Source organism: Streptomyces sp. NPDC051976, from assembly GCF_040680795.1.
Lineage (GTDB): Bacteria > Actinomycetota > Actinomycetes > Streptomycetales > Streptomycetaceae > Actinacidiphila.
Genome location: NZ_JBFAXL010000032.1, coordinates 52,191 through 72,919, shown reverse-complemented (window position 1 = coordinate 72,919; position 20,729 = coordinate 52,191). Strand labels below are relative to the sequence as shown.

General features: G+C 73.3%; 15 protein-coding genes. 6 read left to right on the top strand and 9 right to left on the bottom strand.

Features of this window, described 5'->3' with window-relative positions:
• Nucleotides 1-114: 114 nt before the first annotated feature.
• From AB0M29_RS27675 to fxsT, 3 genes are all read left to right on the top strand, one after another.
• Nucleotides 115-624, top strand: coding sequence for an Lrp/AsnC family transcriptional regulator (locus tag AB0M29_RS27675; protein ID WP_365387287.1), 510 nt, complete (start codon nucleotides 115-117; stop codon nucleotides 622-624).
• Between the two features lie 234 nt (nucleotides 625-858).
• A complete protein-coding gene (locus AB0M29_RS27670; protein WP_365387285.1) occupies nucleotides 859-2,367 on the top strand; it encodes a hypothetical protein in 1,509 nt (502 codons plus the stop codon).
• A gap of 274 nt (nucleotides 2,368-2,641) precedes the next feature.
• Nucleotides 2,642-6,610, top strand: coding sequence for an FxSxx-COOH system tetratricopeptide repeat protein (gene fxsT / locus AB0M29_RS27665; protein WP_365387283.1), 3,969 nt, complete (start codon nucleotides 2,642-2,644; stop codon nucleotides 6,608-6,610).
• A 26-nt stretch (nucleotides 6,611-6,636) separates the two neighbouring features.
• Here the strand turns inward: fxsT and AB0M29_RS27660 are convergent, their stop codons facing one another.
• The 4 genes from AB0M29_RS27660 to AB0M29_RS27645 all read right to left on the bottom strand — a co-directional run bounded on the left by AB0M29_RS27660 (nucleotide 6,637) and on the right by AB0M29_RS27645 (nucleotide 10,266).
• Entirely contained in the window at nucleotides 6,637-8,508 is a 1,872-nt protein-coding gene (locus AB0M29_RS27660) for an HEXXH motif-containing putative peptide modification protein (protein ID WP_365387280.1), read from the bottom strand.
• Between the two features lie 29 nt (nucleotides 8,509-8,537).
• Complete coding sequence (locus AB0M29_RS27655; protein ID WP_365387278.1) at nucleotides 8,538-8,714, bottom strand: hypothetical protein; 177 nt, start codon at nucleotides 8,712-8,714, stop codon at nucleotides 8,538-8,540.
• Nucleotides 8,715-8,828: 114 nt separating this feature from the next.
• Nucleotides 8,829-9,962 (bottom strand): trypsin-like peptidase domain-containing protein, encoded by a 1,134-nt coding sequence (locus AB0M29_RS27650; RefSeq protein ID WP_365387276.1) that lies wholly within the window; start codon nucleotides 9,960-9,962, stop codon nucleotides 8,829-8,831.
• Between the two features lie 4 nt (nucleotides 9,963-9,966).
• The gene (locus AB0M29_RS27645) at nucleotides 9,967-10,266 is read right to left on the bottom strand and encodes a trypco2 family protein (RefSeq protein WP_365387274.1); all 300 of its coding nucleotides are present in this window, start codon (nucleotides 10,264-10,266) and stop codon (nucleotides 9,967-9,969) included.
• A gap of 194 nt (nucleotides 10,267-10,460) precedes the next feature.
• Here AB0M29_RS27645 and AB0M29_RS27640 point away from each other — a divergent pair, with 194 nt between their 5' ends.
• Nucleotides 10,461-10,790: a nuclear transport factor 2 family protein gene (locus AB0M29_RS27640; RefSeq protein ID WP_365387272.1), complete on the top strand. Its 330-nt coding sequence runs from the start codon at nucleotides 10,461-10,463 to the stop codon at nucleotides 10,788-10,790.
• 45 nt (nucleotides 10,791-10,835) lie between these two features.
• Here the strand turns inward: AB0M29_RS27640 and AB0M29_RS27635 are convergent, their stop codons facing one another.
• Together AB0M29_RS27635 and AB0M29_RS27630 are read right to left on the bottom strand one after the other, a co-directional pair.
• The gene (locus tag AB0M29_RS27635; protein ID WP_365387270.1) at nucleotides 10,836-13,046 is read right to left on the bottom strand and encodes an alpha-galactosidase; all 2,211 of its coding nucleotides are present in this window, start codon (nucleotides 13,044-13,046) and stop codon (nucleotides 10,836-10,838) included.
• Nucleotides 13,047-13,240: 194 nt separating this feature from the next.
• Nucleotides 13,241-15,382 carry a CBM35 domain-containing protein gene (locus AB0M29_RS27630; RefSeq protein WP_365387268.1) on the bottom strand — a complete coding sequence of 714 codons (2,142 nt, stop codon included), beginning with the start codon at nucleotides 15,380-15,382 and terminating at the stop codon, nucleotides 13,241-13,243.
• A 220-nt stretch (nucleotides 15,383-15,602) separates the two neighbouring features.
• Here AB0M29_RS27630 and AB0M29_RS27625 point away from each other — a divergent pair, with 220 nt between their 5' ends.
• The gene (locus AB0M29_RS27625) at nucleotides 15,603-16,769 is read left to right on the top strand and encodes an ROK family transcriptional regulator (RefSeq protein WP_365387266.1); all 1,167 of its coding nucleotides are present in this window, start codon (nucleotides 15,603-15,605) and stop codon (nucleotides 16,767-16,769) included.
• A 63-nt stretch (nucleotides 16,770-16,832) separates the two neighbouring features.
• Nucleotides 16,833-18,236 carry a Si-specific NAD(P)(+) transhydrogenase gene (gene sthA / locus AB0M29_RS27620; RefSeq protein WP_365387265.1) on the top strand — a complete coding sequence of 468 codons (1,404 nt, stop codon included), beginning with the start codon at nucleotides 16,833-16,835 and terminating at the stop codon, nucleotides 18,234-18,236.
• A gap of 15 nt (nucleotides 18,237-18,251) precedes the next feature.
• Here sthA and AB0M29_RS27615 read toward each other — a convergent pair whose 3' ends face one another.
• The 3 genes from AB0M29_RS27615 to AB0M29_RS27605 form a co-directional block, all read right to left on the bottom strand.
• Nucleotides 18,252-19,226: a sugar kinase gene (locus AB0M29_RS27615; RefSeq protein ID WP_365387263.1), complete on the bottom strand. Its 975-nt coding sequence runs from the start codon at nucleotides 19,224-19,226 to the stop codon at nucleotides 18,252-18,254.
• Nucleotides 19,223-19,867 (bottom strand): bifunctional 4-hydroxy-2-oxoglutarate aldolase/2-dehydro-3-deoxy-phosphogluconate aldolase, encoded by a 645-nt coding sequence (locus AB0M29_RS27610; RefSeq protein ID WP_365387261.1) that lies wholly within the window; start codon nucleotides 19,865-19,867, stop codon nucleotides 19,223-19,225. The genes AB0M29_RS27615 and AB0M29_RS27610 overlap by 4 nt, the downstream gene beginning before the upstream one ends.
• A 64-nt stretch (nucleotides 19,868-19,931) precedes the next feature.
• A complete protein-coding gene (locus tag AB0M29_RS27605) occupies nucleotides 19,932-20,729 on the bottom strand; it encodes a hypothetical protein (RefSeq protein ID WP_365387260.1) in 798 nt (265 codons plus the stop codon).

Sequence of the window (20,729 nt, the reverse complement as noted above, 5' to 3'; positions counted from 1 at the left end):
CGCCTCCTCAGGCTCCGCGGGTCCGGCCCGGGTTCGTCCGGATCGATTCCATGGGAGTATTTTCCTGATCATCGCCGCGAAGATGAAGGGCTGTTTCACGGTGGGAGCGACAAAATGCCTGGAGATTCCAGCCTGAACGGCCAGAGCACCTACGAAGACCGCACCCGGCTGCTCGACGCGGTCAATGTGCGGCTGCTGACCGAGCTGCACGCCGATCCGCGGCTGTCGATGTCCGAGCTGGCCCGCCGGGTCGGCATGTCCGCGCCCGCGGTCACCGAGCGGGTGCAGCGGCTGGAGCGGGTGGGCGTGATCACCGGGTTCCGGATGGACGTCGACCCCGTGGCGCTCGGGATGCCGGTGACCGCGCTGCTGCGGATCCGGCCGGGCCCCGGCCAGCTCCCCCGGGTCGCCGAGACCGCCCGCGACACCCCGCAGGTGGTGGAGTGCCACCGGGTCACCGGCGAGGACTGCTTCTACCTCAAGCTGCACGCGCCGTCGATCGAGGGACTGGAGGAGATCATCGACCGCTTCCTGCTCTTCGGCCAGACCACGACCTCGATCGTCGTCTCGACACCCGTCGCCCCGCGCCCGCTGCCCTTCCCCGCCCCGCCGGACGGCGGGTGACGCGGAACTCACCGCGCCCGGTGGGCGGAACCGGCCACCGGGCGGCGTCTGTTCGCAATAGGAGCAACAATGCGGCGCGCAATTCGCCCGCCGAATGCGGGGGTAATTCCGTGACACCGTGCTGACCATGTAATTGTCCCATCATCTGCCGTGTGCTCTCCCGCTGCCCTACGCTGTTTTCACCATCGGAATACGGCGGTTCGGCGCCGTCCGGTGCCTGTGGAGTTGTGGGGGGTGGACGGGGTGGACGCGGCGGAAGAGCGCGGCCCTGCGCGGGTGCGGAACGAGCTGACGGCGGCGGTCGTCGACGTGCTCCAGGAGTCGGCGACGGTGCGCCAGCCGGTCAGCCGCGACCTGTGGCTCACCATGCTCGGCGAGGAACTCGCCTCGCCTGTCGAGGCGTTCACCGGCGACACGCTGCGACCCTGGCTGCTGGGCATGGTGGAGAAGTGCTCCTCGGTCCGCAACGGCCTGTCCTGCCTGGTGCGGTCGCTGGGATACGTGGAGCAGCAGTCGCCGTCGGTAATGGACCTGTGGCGGCTGGTGGACGAGTGGGAGGCCGTCGAGTTCTTCGACGGCGCCGATCTGCACGTGTTACGGCCCGTCCTGCAGTCCGTGGGGCCCAAGGGCCTCACCGCGCTGGCCCGCAGGGCGAGCCGGTCGCGGACCCAGGAGCTGCCGCTCTGGTGCGACACCGCCTGGCAGGTCTTCCTGCGGCTGGCGGGGGCCAACTCCGCGCGGGGTGAACTGCCCGCGAGCCTGGCGTTCCTGGCGCTGGTGGCCGACCGGTTCGTGGAGGAGGGCCAGCCCGTGTCCGCCGAGTTGCTGCGCCGCTGGAACCGGGTGCAGGCCCGCGACTGGGGGCTGGACGACGAGATGACGCAGTGGCAGCGGACCGAGTACGTACCGCCGTCGTCGTCGCACGTACCGGCCTATCTGATGATCCAGTTCGAGCCGGACGGCATGGACCCGGCGCGCTACTACCTGTCGCACTGGCGGCAGTCGGACTCCGAGGGCTGGCACCCGGTACCCGGCGATACCGTCCATCTGCACCGGGACGACCTGCCGGGCGAGGTCGAACGCCTCGTCGAGCAGGCCGAGGAGAAATGGGCCGACCTGCGGCAGCCCGTCATCCTGGAATTCATCCTTCCGTGGGAACTGCTGAACGAGCCGGTCGAGTGGTGGCACAAGGAATCCGACTCCGCCTCCCCCACACCGCTGGTGATGGACTACGCGGTCCTGGTGCGCAGCCTGGAGCGGCTGCGCCGGGCGTCCTGGCACCGGCCGTGGCACAACAAATGGCGGCAGTTGCGCGAGCAGCCCGCCGACAGCCATTCGCACTGGAGCCGTCCGGGCCAGGACGAGAGCTACTTCTTCCACCTCGAACGGGAGTTGAAGGAGGACCAGGGCGCGGTGTGCCTGGTGCTCAGCGGCCCGCCGGGGGACGGTACGGGCGTCGGCGACCGGGAACTGCTGGCCGGGCTCAGATCCGGTGTCCCGGCGGTGATCTGGCACCGCGGCGACTGCGCCGACCCGGCCTTCAAGGACGCGGTCAGCGAGATCCTGCAGGACCGCGGGCTCGGCAGCCTGGTGGAGCGCACCGCGAAATGGCGCAATCAGGCTCTGGCGCTGGGCCCGCAGGGGTGGGACAGCCATGTGGGAAGGCATCTGGCGATCCTGCTCGACGACCCCGAACGCCGCCCCGGACCACCGGGGCCGCCACGCGCACCTCTGAAAACCTGAGCGACCGGTCACCCACATGGGCGTCTTGCACACGCCGATCGGCAGTGTCACGCTGTGAAGGAGTCAGAGGCATTGGTCAATTCACCGTGCGACAACCGCACAAGAGCGCATACCACAGTGCATTCGGGTCAACCCATTCCGTGGCTGGCCGGTCGCCTTGCACCCGCGACACGGCGCTGCCACGCTTTGCCTGTGGACGTCACGCATGCCCGCTGTGTGCGGGACTCCTCGTTCCTCTCCTCGTCCGCCGGACGCTCCGAGAGCTCTGGGGCCTATGCACAGCGATGACGCTCAGCGGCCGGCGCCCCGGACCGGGCCCCTGCTCCCGGCGTTACAGGGGCTCGGCCGCCTCGCGCGGTCCCACGGGCAGGGCGGCGCCGAGGTGCTGCTCGTCGTGGACGCCCATCTGACGATGCGGATCTGGGCGGAGACGGTCGACGAGGTCGTCGGCGAACTGACCGGCGAGGAGTCGTTCACCGGCGTCGGGACCATCCGGCTGCTGGGCTCCGACGAGACCGAGCCGGGCCGGATCCGGCTGGAGCACCCGCTGCCCGCCGCGGGCGGCGGCCGCCGTCTGGTGCTGGTGCTGACCGACGGACTCGCCGCCGGATGGCGCTCGGAGGCCGTACTCCCGCTGCTGCACCGCTGGGCGCGGTCCGGTCCGGTCGCCGTGGTGCACCTGCTGCCGCAGCGCCTGTGGTACCGCACCGGTCTGGACATCGAACGGGTACGGCTGCGCGCCCCGCACGCCTGGGCGGCCAACAGCGAACTGCGCTGGGAGCAGCGCGGCACCGAACCGGTGGCCCCGCCCGGTGGCGGCGCCACGAGCAGCCCCGACGGTCCCGCCGACCCGGACGTCGTACCGGTGCCGGTGCTGGAGCTCACCGAGCGGTGGACCTCGGCGTGGGCCGAACTGCTGCGCGGCCCGTCGGCCGACTGGCTGGACCTGTCAGCGGTACGGGCCAGGGTGTGGAAGCGGCGCTCGGACGCGGCGCGCGCGGTGCCGTGGACCGAGGGCGTGCCCGACCCGAGCAGCGGGGTGCCCGCGCACGCCCGCGTCTCGGACTTCCGTGCCGCCGCCTCCCCGACCGCCTTCGCGCTGGCCACCCGGCTGGCCGCCGCGCCGCTGTCGTTCCCGGTGCTGCGCTCGGTGGCCGCCGCCACCCCCGGCGCCGGAACCGTCCATCTGGCCGAGCTGCTGATGAGCGGCCTGGTGCGGCCCGTCGACGCGGACGGCGACGGCCCGGCGGATGTGGCGTTCGCCTTCGGACCCGATATCCGGGAGGAGTTACTGGCGCTCGGGCGCCGCAGTGACACCGCCCGTGTGCTGTACGACGTGCGCTCCCTGCTCGGCGAGGACCCGCCGGAAGGACGTGCGGCGCTGCTGCCACCCGCCGACGAGCCGCTGGAAACCCTGGCGATGCCCACGGTGACGCACCGCAACATCACCTTCCTCCGGGTCGAACTGACGGCCCTGCGCGCCCTGTCGGGCCGCTTCCTGCAACGCGCCAAGATGCTGGCCAGCGTAGTGAGCTGGTACGACCGGCAGAACGCCGTCAGCTTGGCCAAACACACTCCCACCCGGCCGGACCGCCGGCCGACCCGGCCCGCGGAGCAGCCTCCGCCGGTCGGTGGCGCGGCGCGGTCCGGGACAACTCCAGAAGGAGCGTCGGCGATGACGACAACGCCGCAGGCAACGGTGGACGGCGAGCGTTCGTCACAACCCCGCATCTGGGGGAACATCCCGCCGCGCAACCCCAACTTCACCGGCCGCATGGAGCTGCTCGAACTGCTCGGCGAGCGGCTGCGGGAGGGCACCACCACGGTCCTTCCCGAGGCGATCCACGGCATGGGCGGGGTGGGCAAGACCCAGCTCGCCATCGAGTACGCCTACCGGCACCAGAGCGAGTTCGACATCGTGTGGTGGATCCCGGCCGAGCGCCCGGGGGACATCGGCCGCGCCCTGGTGGAACTGGCGCAGCGGCTCGGTCTCGAGACCAGCATGGAGGCGAACACCGCGGGGCCCGCGGTGCGCGAAGCCCTGCGCGAGGGGCGGCCGTACGCCCGCTGGCTGCTGATCTTCGACAACGCCGACAGCCCCGAGCGGGTCCGGCACTACTTCCCCACCGGCGGCAGCGGCACCATCCTGGTCACCTCGCGCAACCGGCGCTGGGGCCTGGTGGGCGGGTCGCTGGAGGTCGACGTCTTCACCCGCGAGGAGAGCAAGGAGCTGCTGCGGCGCTCCGGTTCACCGCTGCTGGAGGACGAGGCGGACCAGCTCGCCGAGGCGCTCGGCGACCTGCCGCTGGCGCTGGAGCAGGCCGCCGCCTGGCGGGCCGAGACCGGCATGCCGGTCTCGGAGTACCTGCGGCTGTTCGAGGGCAAGCGCAGCGAGCTGTTGGAGGTCTCGCCGCCGCCGGACTACCAACTCCCGGTCGCCGCCGCCTGGAACGTCTCGCTGGACCACTTGGAGACCCGCAACCCGGCCTCACTGCGGCTGCTCCAGCTCTGCTCGTACTTCGCTCCCGACCCGATCTCCCGCTCCATCTTCTCCGGACTCGGCAACAGCCGGATCGTGCCCGAGCTGGACATGGCCCTCAACGACCCGATGCGGCTGGCCCGGGCGATAAGGGAGGTCAACCGGTACTCCCTGGCCAGGATCGACCATCGCACCAACTCGATCGAGATGCACCGCCTGGTGCAGGCCGTTCTGATCAACCGCATGACCGTCGAGGAGCAGAACCTCATGCGCCAAGGCGCGCACACGCTACTGGCCGCCGCCGACCCCAAGGGACCGGCGATCGCCGCGAACTGGCCCCGCTACGCGGAGCTGTACGGGCATGTCATCGCCTCCCGGGCCAACGAGTCGGACCAGCCGTGGGTCCGCCAGCTCGTGATGAACATCGCCCAGTACCTCTACTTCTGGGGCGACCACGACGTGGCGCTGGACTTCTCGGAGCAGACCTGGAAGACCTGGCGGACCCTCTTCGGCGACGAGGACCAGCAGACCGGGATCATGGGCCAGTGGCTGGGCTTCATGTACCTGGTGGTGGGCCGCTACCGGGACGCCGCCCAACTCGTGACCCAGCTGCAGGAGGTCTACGCCCGTACCGCGCCCGAGGGCCGCGAGGACACCCGCGAGGACGCGCTGGACGCGCTGAACTTCGAGGCCGCCGTCCGCCGGGTGGAGGGCGACTTCGGCACCGGCGCCCGGCTGGACGAGACGGTCTACAACCGGGCGCTGCGGTCCTTCGGCGAGGAGGACCCGACCACGCTGAACGTGGCGCACAACTTCGGTGTGAGCCTGCGGCTGGTCGGCGACTTCGGCCGGGCGCTGGAACTCGACCGGCACACCTACGCCCTGAAGCTGCGGCTGTACGGCAGGGACCACCAGAACTCGCTGGTCACCGAGGGCAGTATCGCCATCGACGTACGCGAGACCGGCGACTACGTGGGCGCCCGCGCGCTGCAGCAGAACGTGCTGGACGCGTACCGCGACGTCCTCGGGCCCGCCAACCCCTCCACCCTCGGCGCGATGCGCAGTCTCGGGGTCGCGTGCCGCAAGGAGGGCGACCACGCCACCTCCCTGGAGCTGGCCCGGGACGCCTTCGCCCAGTTCACCCGCCGCTACGGCGACACCCACCCGCAGTCGCTGTCGGCGGCACTCACCCTGTCGGTGGCGCTGCGGCAGAACGGCGAGATGGAGGCGGCCAAGGACCGCGGGGTGAAGGCGTGCGAGCGCTACCGGCGGATCTTCGACCCTCGGCACCCGCATGTGCTGGCGGCCGACATCGACCTGGCGGTGACGCTGCGGCTGCTCGGCCAGACCGAGGAGGCGCGGCGGCTCGACGAGGCCGCACTGGCGTCGCTGACGGAACGGCTGGGATCCGGCCATCCCACGGCGCTGGTGGCCGCGATCAACCTGGCGAGTGACTTCAGCGCGCTGGGGCTGGACAGCGAGGCGCGCGAACTCGGCGAGCGGGCCCTGGCGTTGTCACGGTCCACGCTCGGCGAGGACCACCCCACCACACTGGTGTGCGCGGGGAACGTCTCCCTCGACATGATCGCACTGGGCGCCGCGGACGAGGGCGCCGCCTTGCGGGCCGACACCCTGGCCCGGATGGAACGGGTCCTCGACGTCCCCCGCCGGGAGTCCTCCGCCACCGCGACCCCGCACCCGGCCACGGTCCAGGCACGGGCGGGCGAGCGCGCCAACTGCGACGTCGACCCGATGCCGCTCTAGCCGCCCGATGCCGCTCTGACGGGCGGTCAGCCGGTACGGGCCAGCCAGTCGGCCAGGCGCAGCGGGTCGGGCGCCTGGCCCGTGGCGTGCAGCAGGGCGGGGTGGACGGCGCGGGCGCGTTCGGGGTGGTGACGCAGGAGGTCCGCGGCCTCGGGATGCGAACCGGCCGCCGTCAGCGCCCGGCCCAGGCCCGCCCAGGCGGCGGCGTGGCCAGGTTCGGCAATCAGTTGCGCGACATAGGCGGCGCGGGCCGCGGTGTGTTCGCCCACGGCGAGGAGCGTGTCTCCGGGCAGCGCCCCGCTGACGTGCGCCGCGTCCGACACGGCTCGCGGCGGGCCGCTGAGGCGGTGCCGGGTGAGTGCCGCCGCGCTGTCCAGCCAGCGGGCCCGGGCGTCGGGGACCAGCAGGGGCTCGGCGGCCAGGGCGCGCGGCGGCCGGTCGCTGCCGCGCAGCCAGCCGTGCACGGCCTCCTCCACCGCGTGCGCGGCGGGCCGCAGATGGTGGGCGCGCCAGCGGGCCCGGTGGTCCGCGGCGGCGGCTTCGGCGAGTGCCAGCGGTTCGGGCGGGACGGGGTCGTCCAGCCAGGCGGCGCACCGCTTCCGCAAGCCCTCCAGGAACCGTAACCCCAGCGGGGTGAGACGCCGGTGACGGTGCACCAGGAGCAGCGTCGACCACAGCTGGGTCCGCCACAGCGCGAACTCGAAATGCGCGGCGGGCGCCGTGTCAGGACCCGCGGTGTGCCGGTGGGCGCGCCAGAAGCGGGTGACGCCCATGAAGGCGAAGATGCCCTGCAACATGCCGCCGAGCGGTCTGGGGTCGTCCCGCCAGGGGGCGTAGAACAACTCCTCCCCCCCGTCCGGGGCTTCCCCGGCGTCGCAGAGGGGCGCCAGATGCAGCAGACCGCTGAGCTTGATGTGCTGGAACTCGTGCACGAGGGTCGCCGCGAGCTGTACCGGGTCGTCCGGTTCCGACACCATGACGCCGCCGAAGGCGTCGCCGGCCGAGACGCTGTGCGGCCGGAACCGTTCCCCCGCGGCCACCGGGGTCAGCGACATCAGCCCGTGCCGCATGGCGTCGGCGGTGCGGGGTTCGTCCCGCTCCAGTACGGTCCAGGCGCGGGTGAGCACCTCCTGCCAGCGGGACGCGGCGGCGGCGGACAGCGGGGCGGGCTCGCTCGGCCGCGCGTAGGTGCGGTAGGGGTCCATGTCCTCCAGGGCGAGCGACAGCCGCCGGTCCGCGGGTCCCGCGCCGATCCGGCGCAGCGCGTGCCAGCCGGGGCCGTCCGTGGCGCCCCGGTCCGGTAACGCGACGGTCTCCCGCGGTGTCTCCACCCACACCGTGCCGCCCGCCGCCCGCACCCGGGCGGTCGTCCAGTCCTCCCCCGAGGTCTCCAGCACCGCGCAGCCCAGCATCGGCAGCGGCGCGTATCCCCGCCGTACCGGCACGGTGATCGCGAAGTCCAGACCGGCGCGTACGCCCGCGGCGGCGGCGAGCGCGGACAGATGGCCGAGTACCACCCACAGCGGGGGCTGCCCCCTGCCCGCCGCGCCGCGCGGCCCGCGCAGCCGGCGCAGCGCGACGGCCAGCCACATACCGGTCTGCGGGTACATCAGCAGGTCGTCGACGTCGGCGGGCGCCTGCCGTTGGGCGCGGGCCAGCAGCTCCCAGGCGGGAGCGGTCTCGAAGGGCGTGGGAGAGCCGTGGGCGGCGAGCGCGTCGTCCAGGGCGCGCAAAAGGAGCAGGCGGCGACTTCGTTCGGCGGCGCGCAGCTGGTCCAGCGTGCCCGGGCCGCCGTCGCCGTGGGCCAGGGCGCGGAGATTCTCGGCCGAAAGCCGGTGCCGGGGCAGCTCGTCCGGCACAGCGGGGTGGCGGGTGGAGTCGCCGGTGTCAGCGGGCATCGTCGGCTTCCGCGACGGCGGACGGGCCGTCAGTCGAGGTGCTGCGGGGTGTAGTCGCTGACGCTCGCCTGGGGGTTGTCGATCCTGTGCAGCAGTTCGGCCAATGACGAGGCCAGGATCCGGCCGTCCAGGCAGCGCAGCGCTTCAAGTGATACCCCCGCGAGATCGACGAGTCCGGACTCGACGGCGGGCATCGACTGCTCCATAGCTGCCTGGCCCCTTCCCCCGGTTCCGGCTGACCGTTGACCCACGCCCCTCTCATGATGGCCCAGAGCGGGGCACCGTGAAACCCCGCGCGTCCCCTGTGGCGCGATATCCGGTCAGCGCGCGGCCCGCAGCAGTGCGGCCTCCCGTTCCATCCGGGCCACCCCGGCGGAGTCGCCCTCCATCAGCCTTACGGCTTCCAGCAGTTGGTCCAGTGCCCCGTAACTCAGGCAGGTGCGCACGATGTTGATCACGTCGACGCGCAGGGCGGGGTGGCGCGGGCTGTGGGCGGCGACCTCGGGCTTCACGCTGTCGAGCAGCAGCGCCAGGCTGGTGGCGTTCCGTACGGTCGGCAGGTCGGTCAGCACGCTCACCAGTCCCTCGATGGCCAGCAGCGGGAGCGTGCGCGGGAATGGCGGCGGCGGGGCGGGGGCGTCGGCGCCCGGGTTCGGTTCAGTGGCAGCGGGGTCCGGCTCGGGCTCGGGGAGCGCCGCGGCCGGGTCGGGACCGGTGGCGGCGGGCGGCAGTCCGGCGTGTTCGTGGAGGAGGGCCAGTTCCGCCGGGGTCAGCAGGTCGTACCAGCGGTCGACCCGGGTGGCGGCGAGGCGGCCGAGGCCGTCGGCGGGGTGGTGGGCGCTGATCAGGCCGATGAGCGTGCCGGCGTGCCAGACGGCGGCGCCCGACATGCCCTCCCAGGGCGAGCGGGCGGCGTCGGGGTCGGCGTGGGGCGCGGTGACGGCGAGTTCGAGGGTGCCCTCGCGGCGGTTCGACAGCGCCGAGATGGTGCCGGTGGCATGGCAGGAGTCGCGGTACCGCGCGGGCGGCACCGTCTCGCCGCTGCCGAGCCGCCCCATCGGGTCCGCGCGCAGCTTGAACCGGGGGAAGCCCATGGCGCTGCAGGCCAGGACGACATCGGCCTCGGGCACGGCCCCGAAGCGCACCGGGCGCGGTGGGGTCGCGTCCGCGTCCGGTACGGCGTCGGTGATCTCCAGCAGCGCGGCGTCCGCCGCCGCGGAGGCGAGCAGCACCCGGGCGCGGGCGGTCCACTCCCCCGGCCGGTCGGCGTCGAACCGCACGTGCACCACGGTCTCAGGTCCGCCGACGACATGAGCGGCCGTCAGGACGCAGCGGGCGCCCACCCGGTAGCCGGATCCGCGGCGCCCGGGCTGCCCGGCGGCCGCGGTCACCAGGATCTCGGCGACCCTGGCCGGGTCGAGCCCCGCGACCGGCGGCGGCTGGTGCGTCGGCACGCCGTCAGCGCTCCCCGTCCGCCTCGGCCCCGCTCACCCAGGGCCGCCGGTTGCCGTCGCGTGTGCGGGGTTCGAGGGTGAGCCTGACCCGGTGCGTGGTGGTGGCGGCGGTACGGCCGTCGGCGTTCCCCTCGACGACCCAGAACCGGATCTTCGCGCCCGCGGTCGCCGACCGCTCCACCACGACGTCGGCCTCCAGCTCGACCGGCCCCAGCGCGAACCGCAGTTCCTCGTCGCGGCCCGCGGCCATCGCGGTGCTCAGCTCCCTGCGTAACTGCTCGATCATCTCGGCGAGTTCGATCACGCCCGTCCCCTACCCCTCGTCCGGCCCGGCCACGCGGCGGCCCCGACCGGGAACCGTATCCGACCGGCGGCGCGTGCCGGGCTACGCCGACTGGCGTACGTCCCTCCCCCCGCACCGGCGTGTGGCGCCGCGCCCGCGGCGGCGGTCCGGCCGATACTCGTGGGTGAGCCGCCCCTGCGTGGAAGGAACCCGCCATGACCACCGACCCCGCGATGCACCCCGCGGTGCGGCGCGCGCTGGACGCCGCCAACGCGGGCGACACCGACGCGTTCCTCGACGCCTTCGCCACCGAGGGGGCGGTGGACGACTGGGGGCGGCTGTTCCGCGGCCGGGAGGCGATCAGGGGGTGGAGCGACGGCGAGTTCATCGGCGTCCGGGTCTCCCTGGACGTCAACGGCGTACGCAGGGACGGCGACACGGTGACCGTCAGCAGCACGGTGGGCGGCGACGGGTTCAACGGCCCGTCCGACTTCGCCTTCACCGTCGGCGACAACGGCATCGTGCTGATGCGGATCACCGGCTGAGCCCGTGCCGCCGACGACGCGCGGCACGGGCCCGGTGCGGGGCGGCTACGGGTGGGCCGCCGGGGAGACCCGCTCGACCTCGATGAGCAGGGCCTGTTCGGGGTTGAGGGTGGGCATCGGCAGGCCCGCGCCGGCCAGCAGCGCGCCGGGCAGCGGGAGCCAGTCGTCGGCGGCCCGGGCGGTCCAGGCGGGGCCCGCGGTCTGGTGCGCCGACGGCAGTCCGAGTTCGGTGCGGATCCGGACGCGGTAGGAGACGCAGGAGTCCAGTCCCGGCAGCCGGATCCGGCCGGACTGCCCCTCGGCCGAGGTGGTCAGCCGGGCCCAGCAGAACAGGGCGCGCCCGCCGTCGGCGGCGACCACGCCGTGCAGCAGGGTGGCGTCGCCGCGCAGGTCGGCGCGGACCACCCGGCCGGTGTGCAGCAGCGGGCGGAACTCCCGGTAGAGACCGGCCCAGGCGGTCAGCCGGGCGATCTCCTCCGGGGTGCAGACGGCGAGGTCCTGCTCGATGCCCGCGTGCCCGAACAGGGCGGTGACCATCCGGAAGGTGTCGGTGCCCGGGCGTCCCGTGGTGTGGCTGGGGGTGGGGCCGACATGGGCGCCGACGAGTTCCGGCGGCAGGAGCTGCCCGGTCCAGCGCTGGATCGTCTGGCGTTCCAGCGGATCGTTGCAGTCCGAGGCCCAGACCCGGTCCGTACGGGAGAGGATGCCCAGGTCGATCCGGCCGCCGCCGCTCGCGCAGGACTCGATCTCCAGACCGGGGTGGCGCTCCTTGAGGGCGTCCAGCAGCCGGTAGAGGGCGGTCACCTGCGCCCGGCCGCCGGGGGTGTCCACCCCGCCGGGCCCGCGGTGCACCGCCTCGTGCAGCTCGCGGTTGTGGTCCCACTTCAGGAAGCTGATCCCGTAGCGGCCGACCAGGGTGTCGAGCGCGTCGAGGAGGTACCGCCAGGCGTCGGGGTGGGCGAGGTCCAGGGTGTACTGGTGGCGGGCGCTGGGTCCGACGCCGGCGGACGGGGCGAGGATCCACTCGGGGTGGTCACGGGCCAGGTCGGAGTCGAGGCTGATCATCTCGGGCTCGACCCACAGCCCGAACTCCATTCCCAGGGCGCGGACATGGTCGGCCAGCGGGGACAGGCCCTCGGGCCAGACGTCCTTGTCGACCGTCCAGTCCCCGAGCGCCGAGGTGTCGTCGCGCCGCCCGGTGAACCAGCCGTCGTCCAGCACGAACCGCTCCACGCCCACCTGCGCGGCGCGGTCGGCGAGCCGCAGCAGGCGGTCGAGGTCGTGGTCGAAGTAGACGGCCTCCCAGCTGTTGAGGACCAGCGGGCGCGGGCGGGCCGGGTGCGAGGGGCGGGCGCGCAGCAGGGCGTGGAAGCGGTCGGCGAGACCGTCGAGACCGTCGGCGGACCAGCCGAACCAGCAGACCGGTGCGGTGTACGACTCGCCGGGGCCCAGGCGCACCTCGCCCGCCCGCAGCAGTTCACCGCCGCCGAGTACCGCGCTGTGGGTGCCCGCGCCCTCCGGCAGCCGCTCCGCCAGATAGCGCTGGTCGCCGCTCCAGGCGACATGCACGCCCCACACCTCGCCGTCCCGGAAGCCGAAGCCGGGGACGCCCGCGGTGAGCAGGTACGGCGAGTCGGCGCCGGGCTTGCCGCGGCGTACGTCCCTGGCGTGGGTGCCGAAGCCGAGCGTGCGCCGCTGCGGGGAGCGTTCGCGGCTCCACTTTCCGGTGAAGTCCAGGATCTCGGCGGCCCGTTCGGGCAGCGGCAGCAGGGTGTGCAGCCCGGCGAGGTCGTAGGGCGCGTCGACGGTGGCGTCGGGGTCGCTGGTGAGGGTGGTGCGCACGCCGAGGACGCCGGACGGCTCCAGCCGGTAGCCGACGGTGATGTCGAGGGCGGCGGTGGTGTCGCGCAGGCTGATGGTCAACTCGCCTCCCCCGGCGGGGAGTTCTTGGTAGGCGGTGCCGGTGGTGACCAGGCGGGGGCTGGTGGCGGTGCCCGACCGGTGGCCCTGCTGGGCGGGGGTGCCCGACCAGCCGTCGGCCTCGGTCGGCCAGATGGTGAACCGCCGTGGCACATCGAGCGAGTTGTTGAGCACCGCGCCCTCGGCGGTCAGGCTCAGCGCGGCAAGGTCCGCGTCCGAGAGATCGCCGAGGTCCGCACCCCAGTGGAGGACCCGGGGCACCGGCTCGGTGAGTTCCACGACGAGTGCGGTGCCTGCCGCGCGCAGGGAGACGATCCGCGCGGGGATGGCGGTCATGGAGAGGTCCTTTCCGCAGGGGGCGTGAGGTGGGCGATCATGGTGCCGAAGCTACCGCCTTCGTCTGTGTGCCAGATGGGCGTCCGTGTGCCGCGGGAGCGAATCGGCGTGTTCCGGCCGAGCCCGCGCACCCGGCCGGCCGGCCAGGGCGCCAGGTGCGCGGGCAGTAGGGGACGGGCTGCCGGTACCCGGGGTCAGACGGTGATCTTGTCGATGTCCGAGACGTAGTCCGACGGGTTGCCGAACTGGATCGCGTTCGCACCGGCCTTGAGCGGGACGGGGACCGTCACGGTGTGCGGGGAGCCCCAGTTGTTGTCGTTGGAGCCCGCCAGCGGGAGCTGGAAGGACGTGCCGCCGACGGTGACCACGACCGTGCGCCCGGAGGAACCGTCGGTGTAGTCGAGCTTCAGCAGGTAGGTGCCGTCCTTCGGCGCGGTCACGTTGTTGATCGTCACCGCGTTGCTGCCGCCGCCGAGGTTGCCGACCTTCTTGCCGCCGGAGCACTCGTCGCAGCCGTTGACACTGGCGTTGCCGGTGAGGGTGTTGCCGGGTGCCTCGGCCTCGTAGGCGACGGGTCCGGTGGTGTCGGGCGTGGTGACCGGCACCGCCGTGCTCGCCGCCGACCGGCGGCCCTTGGCGTCGTGCGCCACGACGGTGAAGGAGTAGCCGGTGGCGGCGGTCAGGCCGGTGACGGTGGTGGAGGTGCCGGTGGCCGACGCGACCTTCGCGCCGCCCGCGTAGATGTCGTAACCGGTCGTGGCCGTACCGGAGTTCACGGCGTCCCAGGCCAGCGAGACGCTGGTCGCGGTGGAGGCGGTGCCGTGGACGGCGAGGGGGGTGCCGGGCCCGCTGCCGACGCTCGCGGGGGTGAGGTGGAGCAGCCGGGAGCCGTGCGGCGGCAGGTTGGCGGTGAAGGCGCCGCTGGAGCTGCCGAGGCTCTTGTGGCTCCACAGGTCGCGGACCGCGGCCTTGCCGCTGAATCCCAGGTCGCTCCAGTTCGCGGTCACATCGGCGTAGCCGGCGCCGAGGTTGAACAGCGCGACCGTGTAACCGCCGTCCGCGTTGCGGGCGTACCAGACCTGCTGGCTCGCGCTCTGGCTGACCGGCTTGGCCGGGTTGCCCGCCTGGTCGACCGCGATGACCTCGTCGTTGGTGAGCAGCGACAGGCCGTACTTGTCGAGCTTGGTGAGGTCGTCACCGGTGTAGAGCGGGGCCGACTCGATGGCCCACAGCGTCATGTAGCTCTGGCGCTCGACGTCGTTGACGCCGTCCATGGCGCCGACGCCGACATCGAGGGAGTCGAGGTTGTTCCAGTGGCCGGGTGCCGCGTCGCCGATCCACGGCACCACGTCGTTCCAGCGCTGCTTGACCGAGTTGTTCCAGGTCACCAGCGAGTCGCAGTAGCACTCGACGTCGGTGTCGACCCGCCAGCCGTTGGAGTTCGCCTTCCACACGTCGGCCTTGCCGTGGCTGAGCGCCCAGGAGATGGTGAGCTGGATCGGGCGGCCGGTGTGCTGCAGCGCGGTGTGCCAGGACGCGATGTCCTGCGTGTTGTCGTGCGCCGCGTCGCCCTGGAAGGAGCCGGGGCCGACACCGTCGATCTTGAGGAAGTCCACGCCCCAGGAGGCGAGTTCGTCCGCCTCGGACTGGATGTACTTGGCGGTGCAGGGGCTGGCGAAGTTCAGCTGGTAGGAGACGTTGTCCCAGCCGCTGGTCTTGCGCAGGTCGGGGTAGACGATGTCCTTGGTGGTGCAGCCCGGGGCGCCGTAGATCGGCGTCGTGCCGTCGTTGTAGTAGTCCTGGTAGAGGCCGACGGCGAGGTAGACGCCGAACTTCAGTCCCTTGGCGTGCAGTTGGTCGCCGAGGTACTTCATGCCGTGCGGGAACTTCTTCAGGTCCGCGGTCGGCCTGGCGTAGCCGTCGGACAGGTTGTGCCCGTTGTCGACGTTCCAGCCGGCGTCCACGTTGACGTAGACGTAGCCGTGGGACTTCAGCTTCGAGGCCAGCACGTCCGCCTGCTGCAGCACATGGGCCTCGGTGAGCCAGTTCTCGCCGCCGAAGCCGGGGAAGTTGGTGGACTCCAGGCTCCAGCTGCTCCAGCCCATGTACGGCTTGGCCGCGAGGACGGGCGCCGGTTTGCCGGCCGTGGCCTGAGGGACGGACGCCTTGGCGGTGGCGGGCGCGGAAGCCGCCGCCGGTACGGAGAAGGCCGCGATCAGCGCGGTCGTCGCGAGGAGGGCGGGGGCGAGAGCGCGGCGGGCGCCGCCGCCCGTGCGGAAGGCGGCTGCCCCGCGGCGGGGGTCTCTCAGGCGTACGGGTCTGTCGGAAGGTGCCATGACTGCTCCATCTCGGCGCCGCGCACGCGCACGGCGGGCCGTCGGATGAGGAGGGTTGAGTTGGCGGGAGTGCGGCGACTGTAGCCAGGGTTTCCTTCCAACGTCAACATAGTCGTTGCGCCGTCCACGTCGGGACTCTCCGTCCATCGCGCCGGGCATCGAGCGAATCCGCTATGGATCCAGGCTTCTTTACCTTCCGCTGGAAAGGTATGGTCGGAGGGTGACTCTCGCCGATCAGCCACCCGCCGCCGCTCTGGTGTTCCAGACCCTGCTCGCCCACGGCCCGCTCACCCGGGCCGAGGCGGGCCGGCGTACGGGCCTGTCCGCGGGCGCCGTCACCAAGGTCACCAGCCCGCTGCTGGCGGACGGCTGGATCACCGAACTCAGCACCCCGGCGCCCCGGCGCCCCACCGGGCGGCCCGCCACCCTGATCGCGGTGCGGCCCGAGCGCGCCCGCTTCGTCGGCGTGAAGGTGACCGCCGACGAGCTGATCGGTGTGCTGGCCGACCTGACCGCCGAGCCGCTGGCCGCCCGCCGGGTCACCCTCGACTCGCGGGACGTCGGCACCGTCGTCCTGGAGATCGCCAAACTGGTCAAGCGGCTGCGCTCGGCGGCCGGGGCGGACGCGGGAGCCGACGGCGGCACGGACATCCACAGCGTCGGCGTGACCATCTCCGGCGACGTGGACGGCCGGACCGGTGTCGTGCAGTACTCGCCGTTCCTCGACTGGCGCCGGGTGCCGCTGGCCCAGCTCGTCGAGACCGCCACCGGCACGCCGACGCTGATCGAGAACGACGTCCGCGCGCTGACCGTCGCCGAGCAGTGGTTCGGCGCGGGAGCGGGCCTGTCGTCCTTCGCGCTGATCACCGTCGGCGCCGGGATCGGCTGCGGGCTGTCCATCGGCGGCCGGGTCGTCTCCGGCGCGCACGGCGTCTCCGGCGAGGTCGGCCATCTGCCGGTCGGCGGGGCCGAACGGATCTGCACCTGCGGCAACACCGGCTGCGTGGAGGCCGTCGCGTCCACCCACGCGATCACCGACCAGGCCCGGCTGGCCACCGGCAACCCGGCGCTGACCATGACCGAGGCCGTCCGGCTGGCGCACTCCGGCGACGAGGCGGTGCGCGCGGTCTTCGCCCGCGCCGGGCACGCGCTGGGGCTGGCCATCGCCTCGGTGGCCAACCTCATCGGCCCGGAGCGCATCATCATCTCCGGCGAAGGCGTGGCGACGTACGACCTGTTCGCCGACCAGATCCGCGAGACGTTCGCCGCGCGGGCGTTCGGCGCCGCCGCCGAGTGCGATCTTGTGCTGCGCCCGCTGCCCTTCGAGGAGTGGGCCCGCGGCGGCGCCGCCGTCGCCGCGCAGCACCTCTTCGCACCGGTCAGGTAGCGTCGGGTAGCGGGTGCTCCGAGAGCCTTCCGGCGGGTCCCGCGGGCTGGCACACTCACTCGCGTGCCCGACTTCGACGTGTTGGTGATCGGTTCAGGTCCCGGCGGCCAGAAGGCCGCCATCGCGGCGGCCAAGCTGGGCAGGCGCGCGGCGGTCGTGGAGCGCCCCGACACCGTCGGCGGGGTGTCGATCCACTCGGGGACGATCCCCTCGAAGACCCTGCGCGAGGCGGTGCTCTATCTCACCGGGCTCAACCAGCGCGATCTGTACGGCCAGAGCTACCGGCTCAAGGAGGACATCACCGTCGCCGACCTGACGGCCAGGACCCAGCACGTGGTCAGCCGCGAGGTCGACGTGGTGCGCAGCCAGCTGTCCAGGAACCAGGTCGCGCTGCTGTCGGGCACCGGCCGGTTCGTCGACGACCACACCGTGGCGGTGCGGGACGCGCGGGGCCAGGAACGGCTGCTGACGGCGAGTCATATCGTGATCGCCACCGGCACGCGGCCGGCCCGGCCGGCGAGTGTGGAGTTCGACGACGTCACGATCATGGACTCCGACAGCATCCTGAACATGGAACGGGTGCCGCGGTCCATGGTGATCGTGGGCGCGGGCGTCATCGGGATGGAGTACGCCTCGATGTTCGCCGCCCTCGGCAGCAAGATCACGGTGGTCGAACAGCGCGAGGGGATGCTGGACTTCTGCGACGCGGAGATCGTCGAGGCGCTCCGCTACCACCTGCGCGACCTGGCGGTCACCTTCCGGTTCGGCGAGACGGTGGCGGCGGTCGAGCGGCACGCGCGCGGCACGCTGACCGTACTGGAGAGCGGGAAGAAGATCGCGGCGGACGCGGTGATGTACTCCGCGGGGCGGCAGGGGCTGACCGACGAACTGGACCTGGAGCGGGCGGGGTTGACGGCGGACAAGCGCGGCAGGATCGCGGTGGACGAGCACTACCGCACCGCGGTGCCGCACATCTACGCCGTCGGTGACGTCATAGGGTTCCCGGCGCTGGCCGCCACCTCCATGGAGCAGGGCCGCACCGCGGCGTACCACGCGTGCGGCGAGCCGGTGCACGGTCTGCAGGACCTGCAGCCGATCGGCATCTACACCATTCCGGAGGTCAGCTTCATCGGCCGCACCGAGGACCAGCTCACCGACGAGCTCGTGCCGTTCGAGGTCGGTGTCTCGCGCTACCGGGAGCTGGCCCGCGGCCAGATCATCGGCGACGCCCACGGCATGCTCAAGCTGCTGGTCTCCCCCGACGACCGGCGGCTGCTCGGTGTGCACTGCTTCGGCACCGGGGCGACGGAGCTGATCCACATCGGGCACGCGGTGATGGGGTGCGGCGGCACCGTCGACTACCTGGTGGACGCCGTCTTCAACTACCCGACGCTGGCGGAGTCGTACAAGGTCGCGGCGCTCGACGTGACCAACAAGATCCGGCAGATCGACCGGATGGCGGACTGACGCGGCGGGCCGCTCTCAGACGGACGCCCCGCTCCATCGCTCGTCGCTCGCGGCCAGCAGTTCGGCGATCCGGGCCGGGTCCGGCAGGGGTCCGTGGTCGCCGGTCACCCGCAGGGCGGCGCCCGCGGTGAGATGGCCGAGCCGCAGCGCCGTCGTCAGCGACTGGCCGCGCAGCAGCCCGGCCAGGAAGCCCGCGGCGAAGGCGTCACCCGCGCCGACGGGTTCGACCACGTGGGTACGGAGTGCGGGCACGGTGTACGCGGCGCCGCCGTCGAAGGCCGTGGCGCCGGTCGCGCCGTCCTTGACCACCAGCAGCCGGGGGCGCGGCAGCAGGGCGCGTACGTCCTCGGCGCCGGACAGCGCGCTCCCCCACAGCCTCTGTGCCTCGTCCAGTCCGACGAAGACGATGTCCGCGCGGTCGGCCAGCGCGCGCAGCACCCCGGGCGCCGTGTCCGGCGGCCACAGCGCGGGGCGGTGGTTGACGTCGAAGCTCACCGGCAGCGGGCCGCGCAGCGCCTCCTCCACCAGGGCGCGGCAGGAGGGTGACAGGGCGGCGGTGACGCCGGTCAGGTGCAGCAGGCCCGCCGTCCGTACGGCCTCGTCGGCCAGCAGTCCGGGTCCGAGGGCGGCGGCGGCCGAACCGCTCCGGTAGTAGCGGACGCCCGTGCCGTCCGGGCCGGGGTCCTTCACCAGCAGCCCGGTGGGCCGCTCCGGGTCGACCCGCACCCCGCTGACGTCGACCCCGCACGCGGCGACCTCCCGCCGTACCCGCTCGCCGAACGGATCGGCCCCGACCGCCGACACCCAGCGCACCGGCACCGCGTGGTCGGCCAGATACATCGCCACATTCGACTCCGCCCCCGCCACCCCGACCGCGCACCGCTCGGCGAGCGCCAGCGCCCCCACCGGCTCGGGCACGAGCGCCACCATGGTCTCCCCGACACACACGACGGGTCCGGCCGCGAGGGTGCGTTCCGGCAGGGCCGTCACCGGGCACCCCCGAGCGCGGCCGCGCGGGTCGCCGCGGTGAAGGTCCGGGCGCGCGAGCGGAGTGCGTCGAGGCTGCCGCCGTCGGCCGCGTCGCCGATCAGCGGGGAGCCGACGCCGACCGCGGTGGCGCCCGCGGCGAGGTAGGCGCGGGCGGCGTCCTCGTCGACGCCGCCGACGGGGACGAAGGGCAGGGTGGGGAACGGCCCGCGCAGGGCCCGCAGGTAGGAGGGGCCGCCCGCCTGGGCGGCGGGGAAGAGTTTCAGCGCGTCGGCGCCGAGCCGTACCGCGGCGACGATGTCGGTGGGGGTCATCACCCCGGCCAGTACCGGGAGTCCGAGGGCGCGTGCCGCCTCGACCGCCTCGCCCAGCGCGGGCGTCACCAGGAAGTCGGCGCCCGCGCGACGGGCGGCGCGGGCGTCGTCGGCGGTGAGGACGGTGCCCGCGCCGAGCGGCGCGTCGGGGCCGAGGGCGGTGCGGGCCGCGGCGATGACCTCCAGCGCGTCCCGGCCGCTCAGCGAGACCTCGACCAGGGTGACGCCCTCCTCGACGAGGGCCAGTACGGTCTTCAGCGCGGCGTCCGCGTCACCGCCGCGCACGATGGCGACGAGGCGGTGGGCGCGCAGCGCGGTCAGCAGGTCCACGGGCGGAGTTCCTTTCCGTCGGAGTGGTAATGGGTCTGAGGTGCGGCACCGTGAATCGGTGTGGTCAGGCGCGGGTCGCGCCGACGGTCAGCCGCCAGCGGACCTCACCGGAGGCGGGCACCTCGGCGGCGTCGCCCTCCCCCGCCGCGCCGAGGTCGAAGACCCGGCCCAGCATCGGCTCGACGCCGATCGAGCGGTACGGAGCGTGCTCAGGGAAGCCCCGCAGGTTGCGCCAGAGCGCGACCGAGACCGGCTGGCCCTCGGCCTCGACCGCCAGCCGCAGCGTGTCGGCGCCGTCGTGCACCGACACCCGCGCGGCGCCGACGACCGCGCCGAGGGCCGTACCGTCGTCGGGGCCGAGCAGGTCGTACCGGACACCGCCCGCGTCCGGCCAGGTGAACGGCGTCCAGTCGGCGCCGCCGTCCGGGTAGAGCCGCGCCGGGGCACCGTCGGCGATGCCGAGCCGGGCGGACGGGGAGACGTCGAGCAGCGCGTGGGCGGCCCACAGGAAGCGGTAGCCGGGCGCGGCGGTCAGCCGGTAGTCGGCGGTGAGTCCGTCGGGCCGGTCGCGGATCCGGCGGGTGAGGCGGAAGTCCGGGGTCGCGACGGACTCGGTGCCGCCGTCGCGCGACCACGGCCGCGCCCAGACGTCGCCGTGGTCCGGCATTCCGCGCACGGTCGGCAGGCACTCCTCCAGGCCGCCCGCGTCGGCGAAGGCGTCGCCGGGGCGGACGTCGGCGCGGCGGGGCTCGTCACGGTGCCAGAGCCATTCCCGTGCCCCGGCCCGCAGCGAGGTCCAGCGCCCGCCGTGCGCCGGGTCGGTGACCGCGCGGACGGCGGGGGCGCCGGTGGATCCGGTCAT

Bases quoted from the DNA above. Each gene is read 5' to 3' on its own strand.
- AB0M29_RS27675 (WP_365387287.1), top strand. From the start codon at position 115: ATGCCTGGAGATTCCAGCCTGAACGGCCAGAGCACCTACGAAGACCGC.
- fxsT (WP_365387283.1), top strand. From the start codon at position 2,642: ATGCACAGCGATGACGCTCAGCGGCCGGCGCCCCGGACCGGGCCCCTG.
- AB0M29_RS27660 (WP_365387280.1), bottom strand. From the start codon at position 8,508: ATGCCCGCTGACACCGGCGACTCCACCCGCCACCCCGCTGTGCCGGAC.
- AB0M29_RS27655 (WP_365387278.1), bottom strand. From the start codon at position 8,714: ATGGAGCAGTCGATGCCCGCCGTCGAGTCCGGACTCGTCGATCTCGCG.
- AB0M29_RS27640 (WP_365387272.1), top strand. From the start codon at position 10,461: ATGACCACCGACCCCGCGATGCACCCCGCGGTGCGGCGCGCGCTGGAC.
- AB0M29_RS27635 (WP_365387270.1), bottom strand. From the start codon at position 13,046: ATGACCGCCATCCCCGCGCGGATCGTCTCCCTGCGCGCGGCAGGCACC.
- AB0M29_RS27630 (WP_365387268.1), bottom strand. From the start codon at position 15,382: ATGGCACCTTCCGACAGACCCGTACGCCTGAGAGACCCCCGCCGCGGG.
- AB0M29_RS27605 (WP_365387260.1), bottom strand. From the start codon at position 20,729: ATGACCGGATCCACCGGCGCCCCCGCCGTCCGCGCGGTCACCGACCCG.